This window comes from Aliiroseovarius sp. S1123, from assembly GCF_023015885.1.
Lineage (GTDB): Bacteria > Pseudomonadota > Alphaproteobacteria > Rhodobacterales > Rhodobacteraceae > Aliiroseovarius.
On sequence record NZ_JALKBE010000003.1, the window covers coordinates 194,376 to 210,066 of the forward strand.

Sequence of the window (15,691 nt, forward strand, 5' to 3'; positions counted from 1 at the left end):
CGGATTGTCCCGCAGAGCGGATATTTCTCGGTCTTAAACTGACCAGAAAAAAGGGCGCCTTGCGGCGCCCTTCTCTATTCCGTCAAACCCGAACGCTTATGCGTTGAATTTTTTGCCCTTGTGCGGGGCCCAGAGCTTCTTGTTCGTCAGGTACAGAAGCGAGGTCAGCAGGACCAGCATCAGGACCGAGATAAAGCCAGCTTGTTTGCGGGCCATCATCTTGGGCTCGGCGGTCCACATCAGGAAGGCTGCAACGTCTTCGGCCAAGTGGTGGGCCGAGTTGTTGTGGCCGTCGTCATACTCGACCGAGCCATCTTCCAGCTGCGGAGGCATCGACGTCCAGCCGCCCGGGAACACGTCGTTGCCGTTCAGGTACTGGCCAGCAACTTCCTGTTCCTTGCCGTTAAAGGCAGTCAGGAAAGACGCGATGTATTCCGCGCCACCCATGCCTTTAACCAGCTGGTTGATGCCGGTACCAGCAGGACCGTGGAAACCAGCGCGGGCTTTGGCCATCAGCGACAGGTCGGGACCCATGCCTTCACCCGATACGGTCGGGAAGAAGTCAGCCGGCACGCGGGCGCGGTCGTCATCCAGTTCCGGATCGTAGATGGTGAAGTTTTCGGCTGCATAAGCGCGCACTTCGTCCTCGGTGTACTCGGGGCCGCCTTTGTCCGACAGGGTACGCAGCGGAACGTAGCGCAGACCGTGACAGGCCGAGCAGACCTCGGTGTACACTTTCAGGCCACGACGCAGCTGTTCTTTGTCGTACTTGCCGAACGGACCCTCGAACGAGAAGGCCGTGTCATGGACTTCGCCGCCGGCGCCTGCGGCCTGAGCCGCGCCAGTGGCGAGACCCAGAGCGACGATCGCGGATGCTGTGAGTTGTTTGATCATTGTTCTCAATCCTCTCACTCGGCTGCGCCGGGATAGTGGGCGTTGAAGTCTTCCTCGATCGTTGCCGGGGGGGTGCTCGGTTTCTCGAACAGACCCAAGAGCGGCAGGATAACCAGGAAGTAGGCGAACCAGTAGGTCGACCCGATCAGCGAAATCCAGTCATGCGGGAAGTTCGTGTCACGAGCGCCAACCCACATCAGAACGACGAAGTCGATCAAGAGCAGGCGGTACCACCATTTGAAGGCCGGGCGATACTGACCCGAACGTACCGACGAAGTGTCCAGCCACGGTGCCAGAGCCATCACGATGATGGCGCCGAACATGGCCAGCACGCCGAAGAACTTCGCGTCAATGATGCCACCGGTCACGAAGCTGACCAGCTGCACAACCCAAACGTCTGCGGTGAAGGCACGCAGGATCGCGTAGAACGGCAGGAAGTACCATTCCGGAACGATGTGTGCGGGCGTCGCCAGAGCGTTTGCCTCGATGTAGTTGTCGGGGTGACCCAGATAGTTGGGCATGAAGCCGACGATTGCGAAGAAGCCAACCAGGATCAGGCCCAGCGCGAACAGATCTTTGATCACGAAGTAGGGCCAGAACGGCAGGGTGTCTTTCTTGGCTTCTTCTTTCGACCCACGGCGAACCTCAACACCGGTCGGGTTGTTGTTGCCCGTGGTGTGGAAGGCCCAGATGTGAACGGCGACAAGCGCAGCAATCACGAAGGGCAGCAGGTAGTGCAGCGAGAAGAAGCGGTTCAGCGTGGCGTTGTCCACAGCAGGTCCGCCCAGCAGGAAGGTCTGCAGCGGCTCGCCGATGAACGGGATCGCACCGAACAGGCCGGTGATAACCGTCGCACCCCAGAACGACATCTGACCCCAAGGCAAAACGTAACCCATGAAGCCGGTGGCCATCATCAGAAGATAGATGATCATGCCGACGATCCATGTGATCTCGCGGGGGGCCTTGTACGAACCGTAGAACAGGCCACGGAAGATGTGGATGTATACGGCCAGGAAGAACAGCGATGCGCCATTCATGTGAATATAGCGGATCATGTGACCGCCGTTCACGTTGCGCATGATGTGTTCGACCGAGGCAAACGCCAGATCAACATGCGGGGTATAGTGCATCACCAGAATGATACCGGTGACAATCTGCATCACCAGGCAGAACGCCAGTACGATGCCCCAAATCCACCACCAGTTCAGGTTTTTCGGGGTGGGGATCATCAGCGTGCCATAGGCAAGGCCAACGATGGGCAGACGCTCGTCCAGCCACTTTTCAAAGCCCGACTTGGGCTCGTAGTGATCGTGAGGAATTCCAGACATGTAAGCCTCCCTTATCCCAGTTTGATCGTCGTTTCGTCGACGAACACGGCGACGGGAACGGGCAGGTTTTCAGGTGCCGGACCTTTACGGATACGGCCCGAGGTGTCGTAGTGCGAACCGTGGCAGGGGCAGTACCAGCCGCCGAACTCGCCAGCGCCGTCGCCAAGAGGCACACAGCCAAGGTGGGTACACACACCCATCATCACCAGCCATTCGCCAGCTTCATCCATCGCACGGTTTTGGTCGTCAGCCGACAGGGCCGCATCGCGGTTGTCGTTACGCGCAAACGCATCGATCAGGTTGTCGGCGGCGTTGTCCGCACGGGCCTGTTCGATTTCTTCTGCGGTACGGCGGCGAATGAACACCGGCTTGCCCAGCCATTTCACGGTGATCTGGCTGCCGACAGCAACGTCAGCAATATCAACGCGGATCGAGCTGAGCGCCCGAACATCGGCAGAGGGGTTCATTTGATTGACGAGCGGCCAAACAGCAGCACCAGCCGTTACGGCTGCGGCGCCACCGGTCGCATAGTAAAGGAAATCCCGGCGGGTTCCTTCGTGGTCGTCGGCGTGTGACACGAGCGCATCTCCCTAGCTAGGTTGCAATATGGCAACCGACACGACTTAAGACCGCCTTTGCAAGCGGTCCGTTTCGCGGCTGTTTAGCTAACGAAACGCGCTCAGTCCAGAAGTCATTAGGGCGCAGGGGGTGGTTTTCAAGGATATGATACCCAGAAAACATGCTGCAGCTGCACTGTTGGCGCGAACATCTAAAATGTCAGAGATTATTTCGCGCAAACTTAGTCGCGCGCCCATGACTTAAATCAAATGGCGCGCGACAATTTGGCGCGTGAGTCGTTTGGGGATATTTTCGGCGCGGGGCTAGATCTACAAGCTTTCGCTCATAGCGCGCCGCCAGACCGAAATGAATTCCTCGGGGAGCCTTCGCTTACTAGGGTGCCCCCCACCTCCCCAGAGAAATTTTCCTCCTCGCGATGCCCGGTCTGGACTAGGGAACGCATCGAACTCGAGATAGTAGCGCAAGCATATCTCGCGCGCCTTCGGACTTGTTTTCCCAAATGACAACTGCGCAGAGGTAAGAGCATTTCCCACCGTATTCATATCCACTGAACAAGAATAAACTTTACCCTCAAACTCAATCTCATCGAATGCGGTGTAGGGGTCAGCCTCAACAACCAATATGGTCTCACCGATTTCACCTTCAACCCAAATATACCCAAGCAACTTGTCATAATTTGAAGCGTCTTCAAACCAGACATCAGGACGCTCTGAAAGAGCCTCTAAAGAAATGTGCTCGACGTTCAATACGCCGGGATTGTCAATACCAACACAAACTGTAGCCATTATGTAGCGCTCATACTCAAATCAAACCGGCTTCGTCGCCTTCATGCTTTCCCGCTCGCAGAAAACGGCGAACCAGTCGTCCAGCGCATCACGGCCCTTGCGCCAGCCGCGGGCGTCGTGGCGGAAATCCAGATAGCCCAGCGCGCAACCGACCGCGATTTGGCCCATGTCCAGCGGGCCGGACAGGTGGCTCATCCAGCGGGTATTCAACGCGTCCAGCGCGCCCTCGATCTTGCCCCATTGACCTTCGATCCAGTCCTCGAACCGCATCCCTTCTGGGCGCAGGCGTAGTTCGTAGGTCATCAAAACGGCGGCATCCATCATCGCGTCTGCCGTCGCCTCCAGCGTCAGGACGTCCCAAATCTGGTGCTCGGGATAGAGCTTCCCGCCACTGCGCGCGTCCAGAAAGCGGGTGATCACACGGCTGTCATAAAGCGTCGGGGCGTCGGGCCGGATCAAAGCCGGGATTTTCGACAGGGGATTTGCCGCCGTCACCGTGGGGTCTGGGGCGGTCGGCAAGGTGGCCGCCATGATCTCTTCCACGTCGCCCTCTTGGCCGGTTTCTTGCAACAGCACGCGCACCTTGCGCGCAAACGGGGACGTCACGGACGAGATCAATTGCATGGCTTATACCTTTCGAAAGCGAATGCGGGTCAGGCCGACGGCGTCAATCTCGACCCCCGGACCATTTTCCCCAAGTCGGATCACACGGCGCATCCGTGCAGTGGCGTTGACTTGCTCGTGCTCGTCTGACTTTTCGCGCCGCGCGGTCAGCCCTTCGGGCATCTCGTCCAAGGCGTCTTCATGACGCTGATCCCGCCGCCCACGTTCAACCGAACGGGCGATGGCATAGGTGGTCAGGGCGACGGCGCCATAGCGCAGCGCAACGGCAGCAATTGGGGCAAGCGGTAAGGCCATAGGATCCTCCTTACATAGAAATGTAGGTGGGCCGGGGGCTTATGTCCACTTACGCGGGCGGATCGTCCATCAGTTTGGCGATTTCGGCAAGCTCTTGCCCAAAGCCCGTATGCATCTGCGCGGCCGCAGCTTCGCGCACCGGATCATCCTTGTTCTGACCCAGTTTCCACGTGCCGTCGATGGTTTCGACCTCAAGTCGCATGGGGACGATCATGCTCTCCATCTTGGTCACCACCTCGGGCGTCATCTTGTCGAAGGTCCAGGGGGCTTTGCCGTCAATCCGCGCTTCATAGGCGGCGGTCTGGCGGACCAGAATGTCATGCAGCGCGTCGTGTTCCAGCGGCACCAAGCGCCCGCGCAGATGCACGGCGACATAGTTCCACGTGGGCACCTGTTGGTCCGCCCCGTACCAATCGGGCGAGACATAGCCGTCTGGCCCGGTCACCGCGATCACCGCATTCACCGCACCCACCCGCGCGATGGGGTTCGAGCGGACCAGATGGAACTCAGCCAGCTTCCCGTCATCGGACAGCAGAAACGGGATATGGGACAAAAGCGGCGCATCCCCCGCCACGCAGAGCGTGCCAAAGGCGCGGGTCTGGGCGAAGGCGATGTTCTGGTCGCGTTGACTGCGGCGAAAGACAGGGTTCGGGTGCATGGCGGGTCCTCTGACAATGCTGAGGACAGGTGATCAGACAACCAGCTGTTTGTCTACGATCCGTATGGGCGTGGCGGTGATCAGCGCGCCCTCTTCCTGAGGCGTATCGAACACAACTTCGGCGAAGTGCGCGGTGCGGCCCATCGTTGGGTTCTCCATCAGAATCTGATGTTCCTGCCCTACTTGCGCTTCCAGATGCCGCTGAACCTGCGCATCACCCGCCGCCCGCAGTCGCGCCGCGCGCGCCTTGATCACGTTGCCATCCACGGTGTTGGGGATTTTCGCGGCAGGCGTGCCTTCGCGTTTCGAATAGGGGAAGACGTGCAGCCATGTCAGGTCGCAATCCTCGACCAGCTTCACGCTGTTTTCGAAATGCGCATCTGTTTCGGTGGGGAAGCCCGCGATGATGTCGGCCCCGAAGGTGATGCCCGGGCGCAACTTGCGCGCCTCTTCACAGAAGGCAATCGCATCGTCGCGCAGGTGCCGCCGCTTCATCCGCTTCAGAATCAGGTCATCCCCGTGCTGAAGACTGAGGTGCAGATGCGGCATCAAGCGCGGTTCAGACGCGATGGCCAGCATCAGGTTCTCATCCGCCTCAATCGAATCGATCGAGCTGATGCGCAGGCGTGGCAGATCCGGCACCAGACGCAGGATGCGCATGACCAGATCGCCCAAGCGCGGCTCTCCGGGCAGATCGGCGCCCCAGCTTGTCAGGTCCACGCCGGTCAGGACGACCTCGTTAAAGCCACGATCCACAAGGCGTTTGATCTGATCGACCACGACGCCCGCAGGCACCGAGCGCGAATTTCCGCGGCCATAGGGGATGATGCAGAAGGTGCAGCGGTGGTCGCAGCCGTTTTGAACCTGCACATAGGCGCGCGACCGGGTGCCGAACCCATCGATCAGGTGGCTGGCGGTCTCGGTCACGGACATGATGTCATTGACCTGCACGCGCTCCGTCTCTCCGATCAGGTCGGGGGCAAGGCCCGCCCAAGTCTCGGGTGACATCTTTTCGTGGTTGCCGATGACCGCGTCGACCTCGTCCATGTTGGCGAAGGTCTCGGGTTCGGTCTGCGCCGCACAACCGGTGACGATCACCTTGGCGTCGGGATTTTCCCGGCGAAGCTTGCGGATTTCCTGACGGGCTTTGCGCACGGCCTCAGCCGTCACAGCGCAGGTGTTTACCACCACGGCGCCCTCGACGCCGGCCTCGTCGGCCAGACGCTTCATCGCCTCGGTTTCATAGGCGTTCAGGCGACAGCCAAGCGTCGCGAAAATTGGGGGTTTCGCGCCCATCTTACAGACCCTTCAGAAAGGCTTGCGTCAGCTGGCCACTATAAACAAAGGCGGTGGGGCCGGTCATCCAGACGCCATCCTCGCGCCAATCCAAGGTCAGCCAGCCGCCATCCAGCTCCATCCGCACACGCTTGTCGGTCAGGCCGCGCTGATGGGCGGCGACGGCCGTGGCACAAGCGCCCGAACCGCAGGCCAGCGTAATGCCCGTGCCGCGTTCCCAGACGCGCATCCGAATCTCGTCGCGCGACCGGATTTCAGCAAACTCGACATTGGTGGCTTCGGGGAACAGCGGATCGGTCTCGAAGCCCGGCCCGATACCGGCGACATCCACAGCATCGGCATCGTCCACAAAGAACACGCAATGGGGATTGCCCATCCCCACAGCGACAGGGTCGCCTTCCAGCGGCAGGTGCTGCAGATCCACGTCTTGCGCCAGAGGCACCTCTTGCCACGTTAGCTGAGGTTGGCCCATGTTCACCGCGACCAGATCACCATCTGCGCGTGCTTCAAGCACCCCGCGCGAGGTGCGGATGGTCAGGGCATCCTTGCCGGTCTGATCCATCATATAGCGCGCCACGCAACGGGTCGCGTTTCCGCACGCCCCGGCCCGACTGCCATCCGAATTCCAAAAATCCAGATCAATATCGGCCACGTCCGAGCTGCGAATCTCGGCCAGCTGATCAAAGCCAACGCCGCGATTGCGATCACCCAACCCAGCCGCCAATTCGCGAGTCACAACAGCATCGCGCCCCCGTGAATCAATCATCACGAAGTCATTGCCCGCCCCATGCCATTTCATGAACTCAAGGCCATTCATATGTGTCTGCGCATCTGCCATGAGCCGCGATATAAGCCCTTGGCAAAACTTTTGCCAGAGATCGTGCAGATTCATTCGAAAATGGGGTTGACCCCACCCGCCACTCCCTTTAGTCACCGCGCTCACAGAGTGGGCCGTTAGCTCAGTTGGTAGAGCAACTGACTTTTAATCAGTGGGTCGAAGGTTCGAATCCTTCACGGCTCACCACTTTTTCAAAGGCTTAGCCAGAGATGGCTGGGCCTTTTGACGTTCTGGGTGCCAGAATGGGTACCAAATCTACTGAACTCCTTGTCTGGCTATGCGACCAGATTCGTCGGCGTATGATTTGACCATAGAGGATCACGCAAACCTCGTCCGCCCCCCAAGGGCTTCCTTTCACCCTCTCCTCTATGATCGCTCAGAATACATGGGATGATTTTACCATTGCTCGGAAACGGGCTTTCAATCCGAGCCATGCCTCCCCCTCCGGCTGTGCTCTGCTGACTGAGAGAGGAAGAAACCGATCCCGGGCAACAGGAGTGAAGAGTAGCCCAAGCTACGCCGGAAACTGTCTAAACATTGGGTAGTAGCTCAATCCCCATGGGCAGTCCAAGCGTTATTGGTTGCAGAGAGGCACAAAAAATAGCCAGAGATGCATTTGTCGATGGAAAACAGTTTGATCATCCACTAACAGAAGAAGGCCTCATTGAGGCCGTGCTAACAAAGCAAGATGCGCTTTGGGAAAAGTCTAAAAGAGAGAAGTGGCTATGGCAGATTTGGCTCAGGAATTGCATGATCTGATCACGGAAGAAACCGGCATGGATGCCAGTGAATTTACGGCTGACACATGTTTGTTTTCGGAAGGGTTCATCGACAGTTTCACGATGACTTCGGTCATTGCGTATATCGAAGAAACCCACGCGGTTGAGATCCCTCAGTCCGAGATCACGCTTGAGAACTTTGACACGATCAACAACATGGTTGGGTTCATCACGCGGGCGAAGGGCTGACATCCGGCCGAGAGGCCGTCGCGTTCAAGTACAAGGCTTGGTTGGGTCACGCCAACTGGTGCGTCAACAGTGTCGCTTGGGTCCAAAGCGACCTGACCATTCCCTCAGAGCGACCCCATGCGTAACCCGCGCAGATTTCGGCTGTGCTGCCACGGCTTCTTGCCCTTGATGTCAGGTAGAAGAAGCATGTCGCTTGTGAAAGAACGCGAGGCGCTCTTGCAGCTGATTTCGCTGATCATCAGAAAGGAAGCTTTCGGGAACGCATGTCAGAAGGTGTTCTAGCTGCTTCATGTCAGCCTGTGATCGGCATATGTTTGCCAGAACTCTTGCATTCATGCCTTCAGCCCCTTCTGCATCGATCAACGAAAGCGCGCGATCAATTGCCTCGCCGCCACGATTAAGTCGCGCTGCCGCTTGCAGGTTGGTCGTATCAGTTAAGCGTCGTTCCTGTTCAGTCAAATCACGCCGGATGTCGTCAGATGCTTTGACAAGCGACAAAACGTCCTCGTCCCGGCGTTCGCGATATGCGGTTTGAATCGCGGCAACATCGGCGCGCAAATCAAGTCCGCGTGCCTGCCTGCCTGCCTCAATCGGATCAATCTTAAGGTCAAATTCAGCAACATAGCGATTGAATAGCGCGCACTGCTCTTTGTCCCCAAGAGCGCGAACAAGGTGCGAGAGCGTCCGCATCATCATGGCCATGGGTTTTCCATTCTTGCACTTGCTGAGGATACCCTCGCTTGCATCGGGCTGGCTCCCTTCGCGGGCTTCTGCCTCTCTTGCCTCATCGATTGCGTGCAGGACACTAATTCCATGAGAGAGCCCCTCTTGGCGTCTCTTCTGAGACTGTAGCGCCAAGATGAAGTCTCGGTGGATCCAAGACATCTGCAGGTTATCGCGCCGCACGTCTCCGTTTTTGTCGTATAGAATTGGAGCCAGCAACCGTTCGGTGGCCTTGAAATCTTGCGAACGCAGCAGGGCTTGCCCATAACCACTTGCTGCAACACGTTCATATCGAACGTCGGTGATCCCACCCGCCTCAAGCATGTCAGCGGCGATCCGTGCTGCGACATCGGGCTGGGTATGGTGCAGGCTGTTGGGTATGAAAGCGTGCTCGAGGTCACTGAATGTCACAACTTCATAGGCAGGCAGATAGTCCACGTTCGGATTTCGGGCGATGACATTGTCGATGGCGACACGCTGCAATGACTTGCCAACGGTCTGATCGACAAGCGCGTCGACACTGCAGAATGAGCTGTGCTGATACACTGGCGAGTTCACCAGCATAATATGCGCGTTGGGATTTGCGTTCTCCACCAAGGAAATTGCACGTTCAATGCGCTTTTCAGCTGCCTCCAGATCCATGCTGTGAAGCTCAAACCGCCCCGGATATAGCTGCGTCATTTTCCGGGTCGGCATCGCATTAAGGTACAGCTGGTTCTCGGCATCATACCAATAGCGCCGCCCGCCAACGGTCATAATCACCACATCCGCTTGGCTAACCGGCGCATACAATGCATTGAACGCCGCCCGGCGCTTGAGCATCTCTTCACGCGGGCCGGCAACCGTAAAGTGGATCTGCATATCCACCCATTCATCGCCGACTTGGATCAGAGACTCGCTCATTGCGTCAGCCTGCCCGGTTGACCAGGCGATCTCGTTCGAGAGCACATCAATGTTGAACGCATTGAAGTTTTGGAACTGTTTCACCGCGTCCCCTGGCAGATCCGAAGAGAAGACACTCGACAAAACTTGCATATCGCTCGCGCGTAGAGCTTTTTCCATTCCACGTGCAAAACAGTTTCCTGCGACGAAGAATGAAGGGGCGCTGCACAGCGGACGCGAAAGTGTTGTCGCAGGCCGGGGAAAGGGAACCAGTCGCTCGTGCCCATGTTTATGCGATGGGAAGTTACGCAGCCGGTTGCCGCGCATCGCATTGTTCACTTCACCGATACTTTGAATCTGCATATCCAACCTCAACTACTCGACAATTCAGACATCAATGATGGGTAATCCACTTTCCCAACTGGGGTCCGGGGAAGGGCATCACGTTCATGGAAACGGCGCGGGCGCATATGTGGGGGAAGGCCACGGTTGGTGTTGCGGCGGATCTCGCGGATTGAAGCCTCGCTTTCGGGGACGACAAAGGCGATCATTTCTGTGCCATGTATATCGTGCTGCCGCGCAAGAACGGCGGCTTCTGCAACACCCTCAAGCGCGCTCAGTGCCTCTTCAACATCGGTCAGGCTGATGCGCACGTCCTGAGATTTCACAAGCCGGTCGCGGCGACCCAACAGCGTCAGGAAACCATCCGCATTCAGCACACCCACATCGCCGGTAAACACGGCATGCTGGCCATCCAGCAATCGGCGCGCGCGGGCGGTGGCCTCGGGATCATCAAGGTAGCGATCAAAGGTGCCCGCACCAAGATGGACGATCTCTCCTTCCTCGCCGGGGGGCAGCGGAGTCGCAGAATCGTCAACAATGCGCAGTTCGACGCCTTCGATTGGTCGACCGATGCTTCCAGGATACCGTCCTGCATCGTCCGGATGCAGCGTACAGCTGCGATAGGTTTCGGTCAGGCCATAGTTAAGCAGCACCCGCGCCTGAGGGACGCGGGCCTGAAGTGCAGTGATCACCTGAGAAGAAATTGCAGAGCCAGTCGAGGTCATCAGCCGCAAGCTGCTTGTGTCAGCGGTTTCGAAACCCGAAATCCCAAACAAAAGACCCGAATACAAAGAGGGGACACCAGCCAAGACGGTCGGGCGGTGCGCATTGATGGCGCGCGGGATGTCTTGCAAAATGTCCCGCTCTGGCAGGATCAGGACATGGCCGCCTACCAAGGCAGATAGCATCTGCCCCCAACCATAGTCATGCGCAAATGGGATCGGGACAAGAATGCGCTCGATCTTGGAATAACCCAGCGTGCGCGTCACTCGGTCGACACCTGCGGAAAGCGTTCCGCCTTTCTGGACCACACCTTTGGGCAACCCTGTTGAGCCCGACGTGAACACGACAGAGGCGTCGCTGTGGGGTTCCGGCCGAAACGATCCAAGCCCCCCCGGTGCAGCGACAAGCGCGTCCAGAAGGGGCTGATCAACCACAAGGTCGGGTTTGTAGTAGGCCTCGACTTTCGCGCGCTGCGATGCGGTTGCCTTGGCCGACAGGAACATCGGAAGTGCGCCCATCGACCAGATCGCGGGCAGCATGGCAATCATGTGCGCAGAGTTCGGCAGAACAATCATCACACGCTGTTCGCGCTGGTTCCCGATGCCCCGCATCGTCAGCGCGGACGAAAGCGCCCCTGATAGCTCGAGGATGTCACCCCGGCTCCAGGTCTTTTCGCCTTGTATCGCCATAGGTGCGTCAGGCGCATCCTCGACAAGCCGAAGAAATGCGACAAGAGGATGAGGATACGTCATGGCAGGTCTTTATCCTTACCCTTTTCCGGGGATTTGGCGTGGTCATGTGCAGATAGCGCCATCTGCTTGGCGCGCTTGTATTGAACGATCCGTTGCTGTCGCGTGACTGGCGCGGAAATGCGCGGCAGATCATAATCCAGCTCTTCCATAAGCGGCCCTACCACCTCCAGAGCGGCTTTGGCCGACGAACGCGGCAGCGACCGGCGCCATCGCGCGACCCTAGTCTTCTCAACGCCATCCGTGTTGAAGATCTTCCAGTCACCCAGACCGATCTGCGCCTTCTCGGGGGCAACTTTGCCCGCAAAGGGCGGCAGTTCTGCAAAGTCGGTAATCCGGCGCAGCTCGGCCTCCGGGTCGGCGGTCAGATCCTCATAGCGGCACAGCAGAGAACTGGCCCCGAGCCTCATGTGCATATCCAGCATCGCACGGTTCAGGTCATTCCAAGCAGCCGCCCAAGCCAGATAGTAGTTGTCATACTGCGCCATCCACGGACGCATCTCGGGAACGTTCTGGCCCATCTGGTCTGTCAGATCTTTCATCGACGCGACCACGTCCAAGGGATTTCGCACAAGGCAAATGAAGCGGCAGTGACCAGACAGCAGCGTCTCGATCCCATCCAAATCAAAGATATCGAAGGCCGATTTTTCAGCCCAGAGGGGCTTGCCTTCTTTTTCAGCGGCTTCGTCCAAGAAGCTGAAACACAAGGCGCGCAGCCGTGCTAGAACATCTGCCTCCTCAAAGCCTGCAAAGGCCAAACCCGTCAGCATACCCAGATCAGGTCCTTCACCGCTGGACTCGCGGATCATCCGGGCAGCGCCGGAAAAGACATAGGTTTCGGGTGGGCAGTGGATCTTCGGGTGCGATGTCAAAAGACGCTGCAAAAGAGACGTCCCTGATCGAGGGAATCCAATGACTTTAATTGGCTGCATCATCTGCTCCTGATGGTGCCAGGAAGGTTCAATGCGCTTTCGCTGATGTCGCGCAAATTTCCGTCCTCGATCATATACTCAGCCGGTTCGGGATGGCTGATAAAACGGGTGGGGCTTGCTGTCAGGCCATAGGCGCCAGACATCAGAACCGCCAGAACATCACCTTTTGCCAGCAGCGGCAGCGTGATCTTGCGGGACAGCTGGTCGATCGAGGTGCACAGCGGACCTGCCAGCATTTGCTCAACCGGCGCCGGATCGCCCTGATGCTGCAACACTTCAAATGGGTAGTTCTTTTGGAACACCGATCCCATCATGCCGCACGCAGCGAGGTGATTGTTGAAACCCGCGTCGCACACTGCAATGGGCAGTCCCCGGCTGACTTTGGCAGACAAAACGCGCGTTACAAGCGCGCCAGAAGGGCCGCTGATCCATCGCCCAAGTTCCAGCAAACGTGTCGCGGCGCCAAGGCGCGGATCCTGCGCAAGCGATTCGATATGCGGGGCGATCAGCGCTCGTACCTGTTCAATGTCCAACGGCACCTGCCCGTCATGCAGCGGAATACCAAACCCCGCGCCGAAGATCAGTTTCTCGGGCGGGGTGCTGGCACATTCGGCCGCGCGCGAGAAAATCGCGCAAAGGTTCTCGATGTTTTCAGCAATCGGCTCGGGTGCGAGGCACATAGACCCCGTGTAGGCGTGAAAGCCGGTCAGTCGAAGGGACGCGCGTGCATCAATATCTGCAATAACCGCAGGCACTTCGGGCTCGTCGATGCCAAACTGGCTTGGCTTGCCCGACATGCTGGCGCCAAACCCTTTGGGAACATGGTCGGGATTGATCCGCAGAAGCACGTCCTGCTGGATGCCCTTCTCAGCGCAAATCGCATCCAGCATGTCGATTTCGTCAGATGACTCGACAACGATGGTCAGCCCAAGCCCAGCGTATTCGCGCAATTCTCGGTCGCGTTTTCCTGGACCGGACCACGTAATTTGCGAAGGGTCCAGACCGATCGCCAAAGCCCGTTCGACCTCCATCGACGACGACGCGTCGATGTGATCCAGCTGGGACATGACACTGCGCAGAACCTGCAAGTTCGGGTTCGATTTGATCGCATAGCTGGGGGCAAGAAGCCCCTCGAACACCGTTTTAACCAGCGTGGCCCGTTGTGAAAGTTCTTCGGAATCGTAGATGTAAAAGGGTGTCTCGATCTTGTGTAGGTCAAGCGCAGAGAGCTTGGACAAGAAGGTCTTCTCGTTGCGGTGTTTCAATTCGTGGCCTTTTTGGAAGAAATTTTTTCGCTCGGCTTGCTCTGTTTTGGCGCTCGTATGCCGCGTGTATGCCATCTTCTGGAGGTACCAGTAAAGATATAGAGCATATAACAATATGCCCTATTGTCAGTTTTCGAGGGCTCGAATGATACTCACTACAAGAGCTAGAACACCTAACGCTCCAATCCGCTAAATTGTTATTGTTTGTTAAAGGTCGCCGGTTGAGAGCTTTCACTCAAGCATCCGCAGAGCATAAAGCTCCAATCGCTTGTCCAGTGCTTCCTGGAATCGTCGTTTGAACTCGGGCGACGCTGTGATCCTACCGACGTGCCAGCGAGAATACCCAGTGGCCTTTGCGCACTCATACTGCTTGCCGCCTGGATTCTGGAGCAACCAAAACAGAACCGCTTCATGTCGGCGCTGACAAGCTGGGTAAGGGCGCCTACTCATTCCGCAAGCCCTCCATGAATTCCCTGATCTCCGGATGGTGAGTAAGCCCATAGCCGGTCAACGTGAAAGGTGAGAGGGGGAGCTATTATGCTCTTCTGCTAAAAGCTTTCGTCGACAACAACTAAGGCCGGGCGAGGAAATCCTTTCCCATCTCGCGTCGGTTTGGGAAGATAGACATATTGGTGGACAAAAATTCTGAATGCTGGTTGCTCATCAGCCCATTGCTTCAGATATGGGCATTCTTCAAAGAGCGGGCAGTATTCACCACTATCCCCGGAGCCTTGTTGGCAACATGTGCGATAGACATTCAGTCCGGCTTTCGCCGCTTTATCAGCGATTCTATATCGAGCGCAGTGACCTGCACTTCCTTGGGAGGAATTGCGTCCTGCTAGCTCTAGCACTCGAAAGCCAAGATCCCGTGCAATTCTTGCGACTTCCGCCGCATGTTTGTTGTCCGGTACGTAGAAGTGAATCTCCGAGTTTTGATAACTGGGATCACTTGCGAGGCTGGAAATTGTCATCTGTGTCTTACCCAGCCCCGTTGTCGCTTTGATCTGAATTGCTTCAGAGATGTCTGCGGGATTTGGTTCTGCAGGGGGCCAAGAATTCCTCCACCACACAGTTTGATTGCGGCGATAACCACTCACCCCCCGCCTGCCAACACGAACTGGACCGACATTTCACCGAATTGTGACCGCATTATGCGTTGACCTTCCCCCGGGGGAAGCTGGCTGTTGCATCGAAATGAAACCAGACGTTCCTGCGACGATGCAGCTTGATGGGGGGCACATGAACTTAAACACATCCAGAAGACGTTTCCTGTCGGGATTGGCAGCAGGTTGCGCCCTTCCTGCGCCAATGCTCCTTGCTCAGACTGGGCAGGTGGAAACGGAACGTAACATTTCCTCGTTTCGCATGCACCGCTGGCAAGACCATTTCGACAGTCTGAAAAACGGGGTGATCCTGTCGGACACCACGTCGCGCATGCTGCAATACTGGTCCGAGGACGGGACGGTTGCAAAGATCTATCCAACCAGCGTGCCGCTGAGCGATGACCTGACACGCCTTGGATACACACGCGTGGTGCGCAAGGTGGACGGGCCGTCATGGAGGCCCACGCCTTCGATGAAACAACGCAATCCGGAATGGCCAGACTATGTCGGCCCCGGGCCACAAAACCCCTTGGGGACACATGCGCTTTATCTCAGTTGGCAATACTATCGGATCCACGGCACCAACGACACGCGCAAGATCGGGCGACGGTCCTCGAACGGGTGCATCGGACTTTATAACGAGAAGATCGCCGAGTTGTTCGCATTTGCGAAGGTTGGCACACAGGTCAAGCTGATCTGATCTGCAAG

At 57.5% G+C, this 15,691-nt stretch carries 16 protein-coding genes and 1 tRNA gene; 3 read left to right on the top strand and 14 right to left on the bottom strand.

Annotated features, from left to right (window positions below; genetic code table 11):
* Positions 1 to 96: 96 nt before the first annotated feature.
* From MWU53_RS07735 to dapF, 9 genes are all read right to left on the bottom strand, one after another.
* A complete protein-coding gene (locus MWU53_RS07735; protein WP_247092121.1) occupies positions 97 to 894 on the bottom strand; it encodes a cytochrome c1 in 798 nt (265 codons plus the stop codon).
* A 14-nt stretch (positions 895 to 908) separates the two neighbouring features.
* Positions 909 to 2,222 carry a cytochrome b gene (gene petB / locus MWU53_RS07740; protein ID WP_247092122.1) on the bottom strand — a complete coding sequence of 438 codons (1,314 nt, stop codon included), beginning with the start codon at positions 2,220 to 2,222 and terminating at the stop codon, positions 909 to 911.
* A gap of 11 nt (positions 2,223 to 2,233) precedes the next feature.
* The gene (petA, locus tag MWU53_RS07745; RefSeq protein WP_247092123.1) at positions 2,234 to 2,800 is read right to left on the bottom strand and encodes a ubiquinol-cytochrome c reductase iron-sulfur subunit; all 567 of its coding nucleotides are present in this window, start codon (positions 2,798 to 2,800) and stop codon (positions 2,234 to 2,236) included.
* Positions 2,801 to 3,109: 309 nt separating this feature from the next.
* Positions 3,110 to 3,586, bottom strand: a complete 477-nt coding sequence (locus tag MWU53_RS07750; RefSeq protein ID WP_247092124.1) for a hypothetical protein — start codon at positions 3,584 to 3,586, stop codon at positions 3,110 to 3,112.
* A gap of 21 nt (positions 3,587 to 3,607) precedes the next feature.
* Positions 3,608 to 4,210 (bottom strand): glutathione S-transferase, encoded by a 603-nt coding sequence (locus tag MWU53_RS07755; protein ID WP_247092126.1) that lies wholly within the window; start codon positions 4,208 to 4,210, stop codon positions 3,608 to 3,610.
* Positions 4,211 to 4,213: 3 nt separating this feature from the next.
* A complete protein-coding gene (locus MWU53_RS07760) occupies positions 4,214 to 4,504 on the bottom strand; it encodes a hypothetical protein (protein WP_247092128.1) in 291 nt (96 codons plus the stop codon).
* 49 nt (positions 4,505 to 4,553) lie between these two features.
* The gene (locus MWU53_RS07765; protein ID WP_247092130.1) at positions 4,554 to 5,162 is read right to left on the bottom strand and encodes an FMN-binding negative transcriptional regulator; all 609 of its coding nucleotides are present in this window, start codon (positions 5,160 to 5,162) and stop codon (positions 4,554 to 4,556) included.
* A gap of 33 nt (positions 5,163 to 5,195) precedes the next feature.
* Complete coding sequence (gene mtaB / locus MWU53_RS07770) at positions 5,196 to 6,458, bottom strand: tRNA (N(6)-L-threonylcarbamoyladenosine(37)-C(2))-methylthiotransferase MtaB (protein ID WP_247092132.1); 1,263 nt, start codon at positions 6,456 to 6,458, stop codon at positions 5,196 to 5,198.
* A gap of 1 nt (position 6,459) precedes the next feature.
* Positions 6,460 to 7,296, bottom strand: a complete 837-nt coding sequence (gene dapF / locus MWU53_RS07775) for a diaminopimelate epimerase (protein WP_247092134.1) — start codon at positions 7,294 to 7,296, stop codon at positions 6,460 to 6,462.
* 110 nt (positions 7,297 to 7,406) lie between these two features.
* Here dapF and MWU53_RS07780 point away from each other — a divergent pair.
* Positions 7,407 to 7,482 (top strand) — tRNA-Lys (locus MWU53_RS07780).
* A 539-nt stretch (positions 7,483 to 8,021) separates the two neighbouring features.
* Complete coding sequence (locus MWU53_RS07785) at positions 8,022 to 8,264, top strand: acyl carrier protein (protein ID WP_247092136.1); 243 nt, start codon at positions 8,022 to 8,024, stop codon at positions 8,262 to 8,264.
* A 171-nt stretch (positions 8,265 to 8,435) separates the two neighbouring features.
* On the opposite strand, the gene MWU53_RS07790 is transcribed toward MWU53_RS07785, so the two are convergent.
* From MWU53_RS07790 to MWU53_RS07810, 5 genes are all read right to left on the bottom strand, one after another.
* Complete coding sequence (locus MWU53_RS07790) at positions 8,436 to 10,232, bottom strand: GSCFA domain-containing protein (RefSeq protein ID WP_247092138.1); 1,797 nt, start codon at positions 10,230 to 10,232, stop codon at positions 8,436 to 8,438.
* 8 nt (positions 10,233 to 10,240) lie between these two features.
* Complete coding sequence (locus MWU53_RS07795) at positions 10,241 to 11,686, bottom strand: class I adenylate-forming enzyme family protein (RefSeq protein WP_247092140.1); 1,446 nt, start codon at positions 11,684 to 11,686, stop codon at positions 10,241 to 10,243.
* Positions 11,683 to 12,618 carry a sulfotransferase gene (locus MWU53_RS07800; RefSeq protein WP_348647032.1) on the bottom strand — a complete coding sequence of 312 codons (936 nt, stop codon included), beginning with the start codon at positions 12,616 to 12,618 and terminating at the stop codon, positions 11,683 to 11,685. Before MWU53_RS07800 ends, MWU53_RS07795 begins: the two co-directional genes overlap by 4 nt.
* Complete coding sequence (locus tag MWU53_RS07805) at positions 12,615 to 13,853, bottom strand: type III PLP-dependent enzyme (protein ID WP_247092144.1); 1,239 nt, start codon at positions 13,851 to 13,853, stop codon at positions 12,615 to 12,617. Before MWU53_RS07805 ends, MWU53_RS07800 begins: the two co-directional genes overlap by 4 nt.
* Positions 13,854 to 14,428: 575 nt before the next feature.
* Positions 14,429 to 14,977, bottom strand: a complete 549-nt coding sequence (locus MWU53_RS07810) for a hypothetical protein (protein ID WP_247092146.1) — start codon at positions 14,975 to 14,977, stop codon at positions 14,429 to 14,431.
* Positions 14,978 to 15,188: 211 nt separating this feature from the next.
* Between MWU53_RS07810 and MWU53_RS07815 the strand changes: the two genes are divergently transcribed.
* A complete protein-coding gene (locus MWU53_RS07815; RefSeq protein ID WP_247092522.1) occupies positions 15,189 to 15,683 on the top strand; it encodes a L,D-transpeptidase in 495 nt (164 codons plus the stop codon).
* Positions 15,684 to 15,691: the final 8 nt, after the last annotated feature.

Coding starts and splice junctions, on each gene's coding strand:
- MWU53_RS07735 (WP_247092121.1), bottom strand. CDS start 894: ATGATCAAACAACTCACAGCATCCGCGATCGTCGCTCTGGGTCTCGCC.
- petB (WP_247092122.1), bottom strand. CDS start 2,222: ATGTCTGGAATTCCTCACGATCACTACGAGCCCAAGTCGGGCTTTGAA.
- MWU53_RS07750 (WP_247092124.1), bottom strand. CDS start 3,586: ATGGCTACAGTTTGTGTTGGTATTGACAATCCCGGCGTATTGAACGTC.
- MWU53_RS07755 (WP_247092126.1), bottom strand. CDS start 4,210: ATGCAATTGATCTCGTCCGTGACGTCCCCGTTTGCGCGCAAGGTGCGC.
- MWU53_RS07760 (WP_247092128.1), bottom strand. CDS start 4,504: ATGGCCTTACCGCTTGCCCCAATTGCTGCCGTTGCGCTGCGCTATGGC.
- MWU53_RS07765 (WP_247092130.1), bottom strand. CDS start 5,162: ATGCACCCGAACCCTGTCTTTCGCCGCAGTCAACGCGACCAGAACATC.
- mtaB (WP_247092132.1), bottom strand. CDS start 6,458: ATGGGCGCGAAACCCCCAATTTTCGCGACGCTTGGCTGTCGCCTGAAC.
- dapF (WP_247092134.1), bottom strand. CDS start 7,296: ATGGCAGATGCGCAGACACATATGAATGGCCTTGAGTTCATGAAATGG.
- MWU53_RS07785 (WP_247092136.1), top strand. CDS start 8,022: ATGGCAGATTTGGCTCAGGAATTGCATGATCTGATCACGGAAGAAACC.
- MWU53_RS07790 (WP_247092138.1), bottom strand. CDS start 10,232: ATGCAGATTCAAAGTATCGGTGAAGTGAACAATGCGATGCGCGGCAAC.
- MWU53_RS07795 (WP_247092140.1), bottom strand. CDS start 11,686: ATGACGTATCCTCATCCTCTTGTCGCATTTCTTCGGCTTGTCGAGGAT.
- MWU53_RS07800 (WP_348647032.1), bottom strand. CDS start 12,618: ATGATGCAGCCAATTAAAGTCATTGGATTCCCTCGATCAGGGACGTCT.
- MWU53_RS07815 (WP_247092522.1), top strand. CDS start 15,189: ATGCTCCTTGCTCAGACTGGGCAGGTGGAAACGGAACGTAACATTTCC.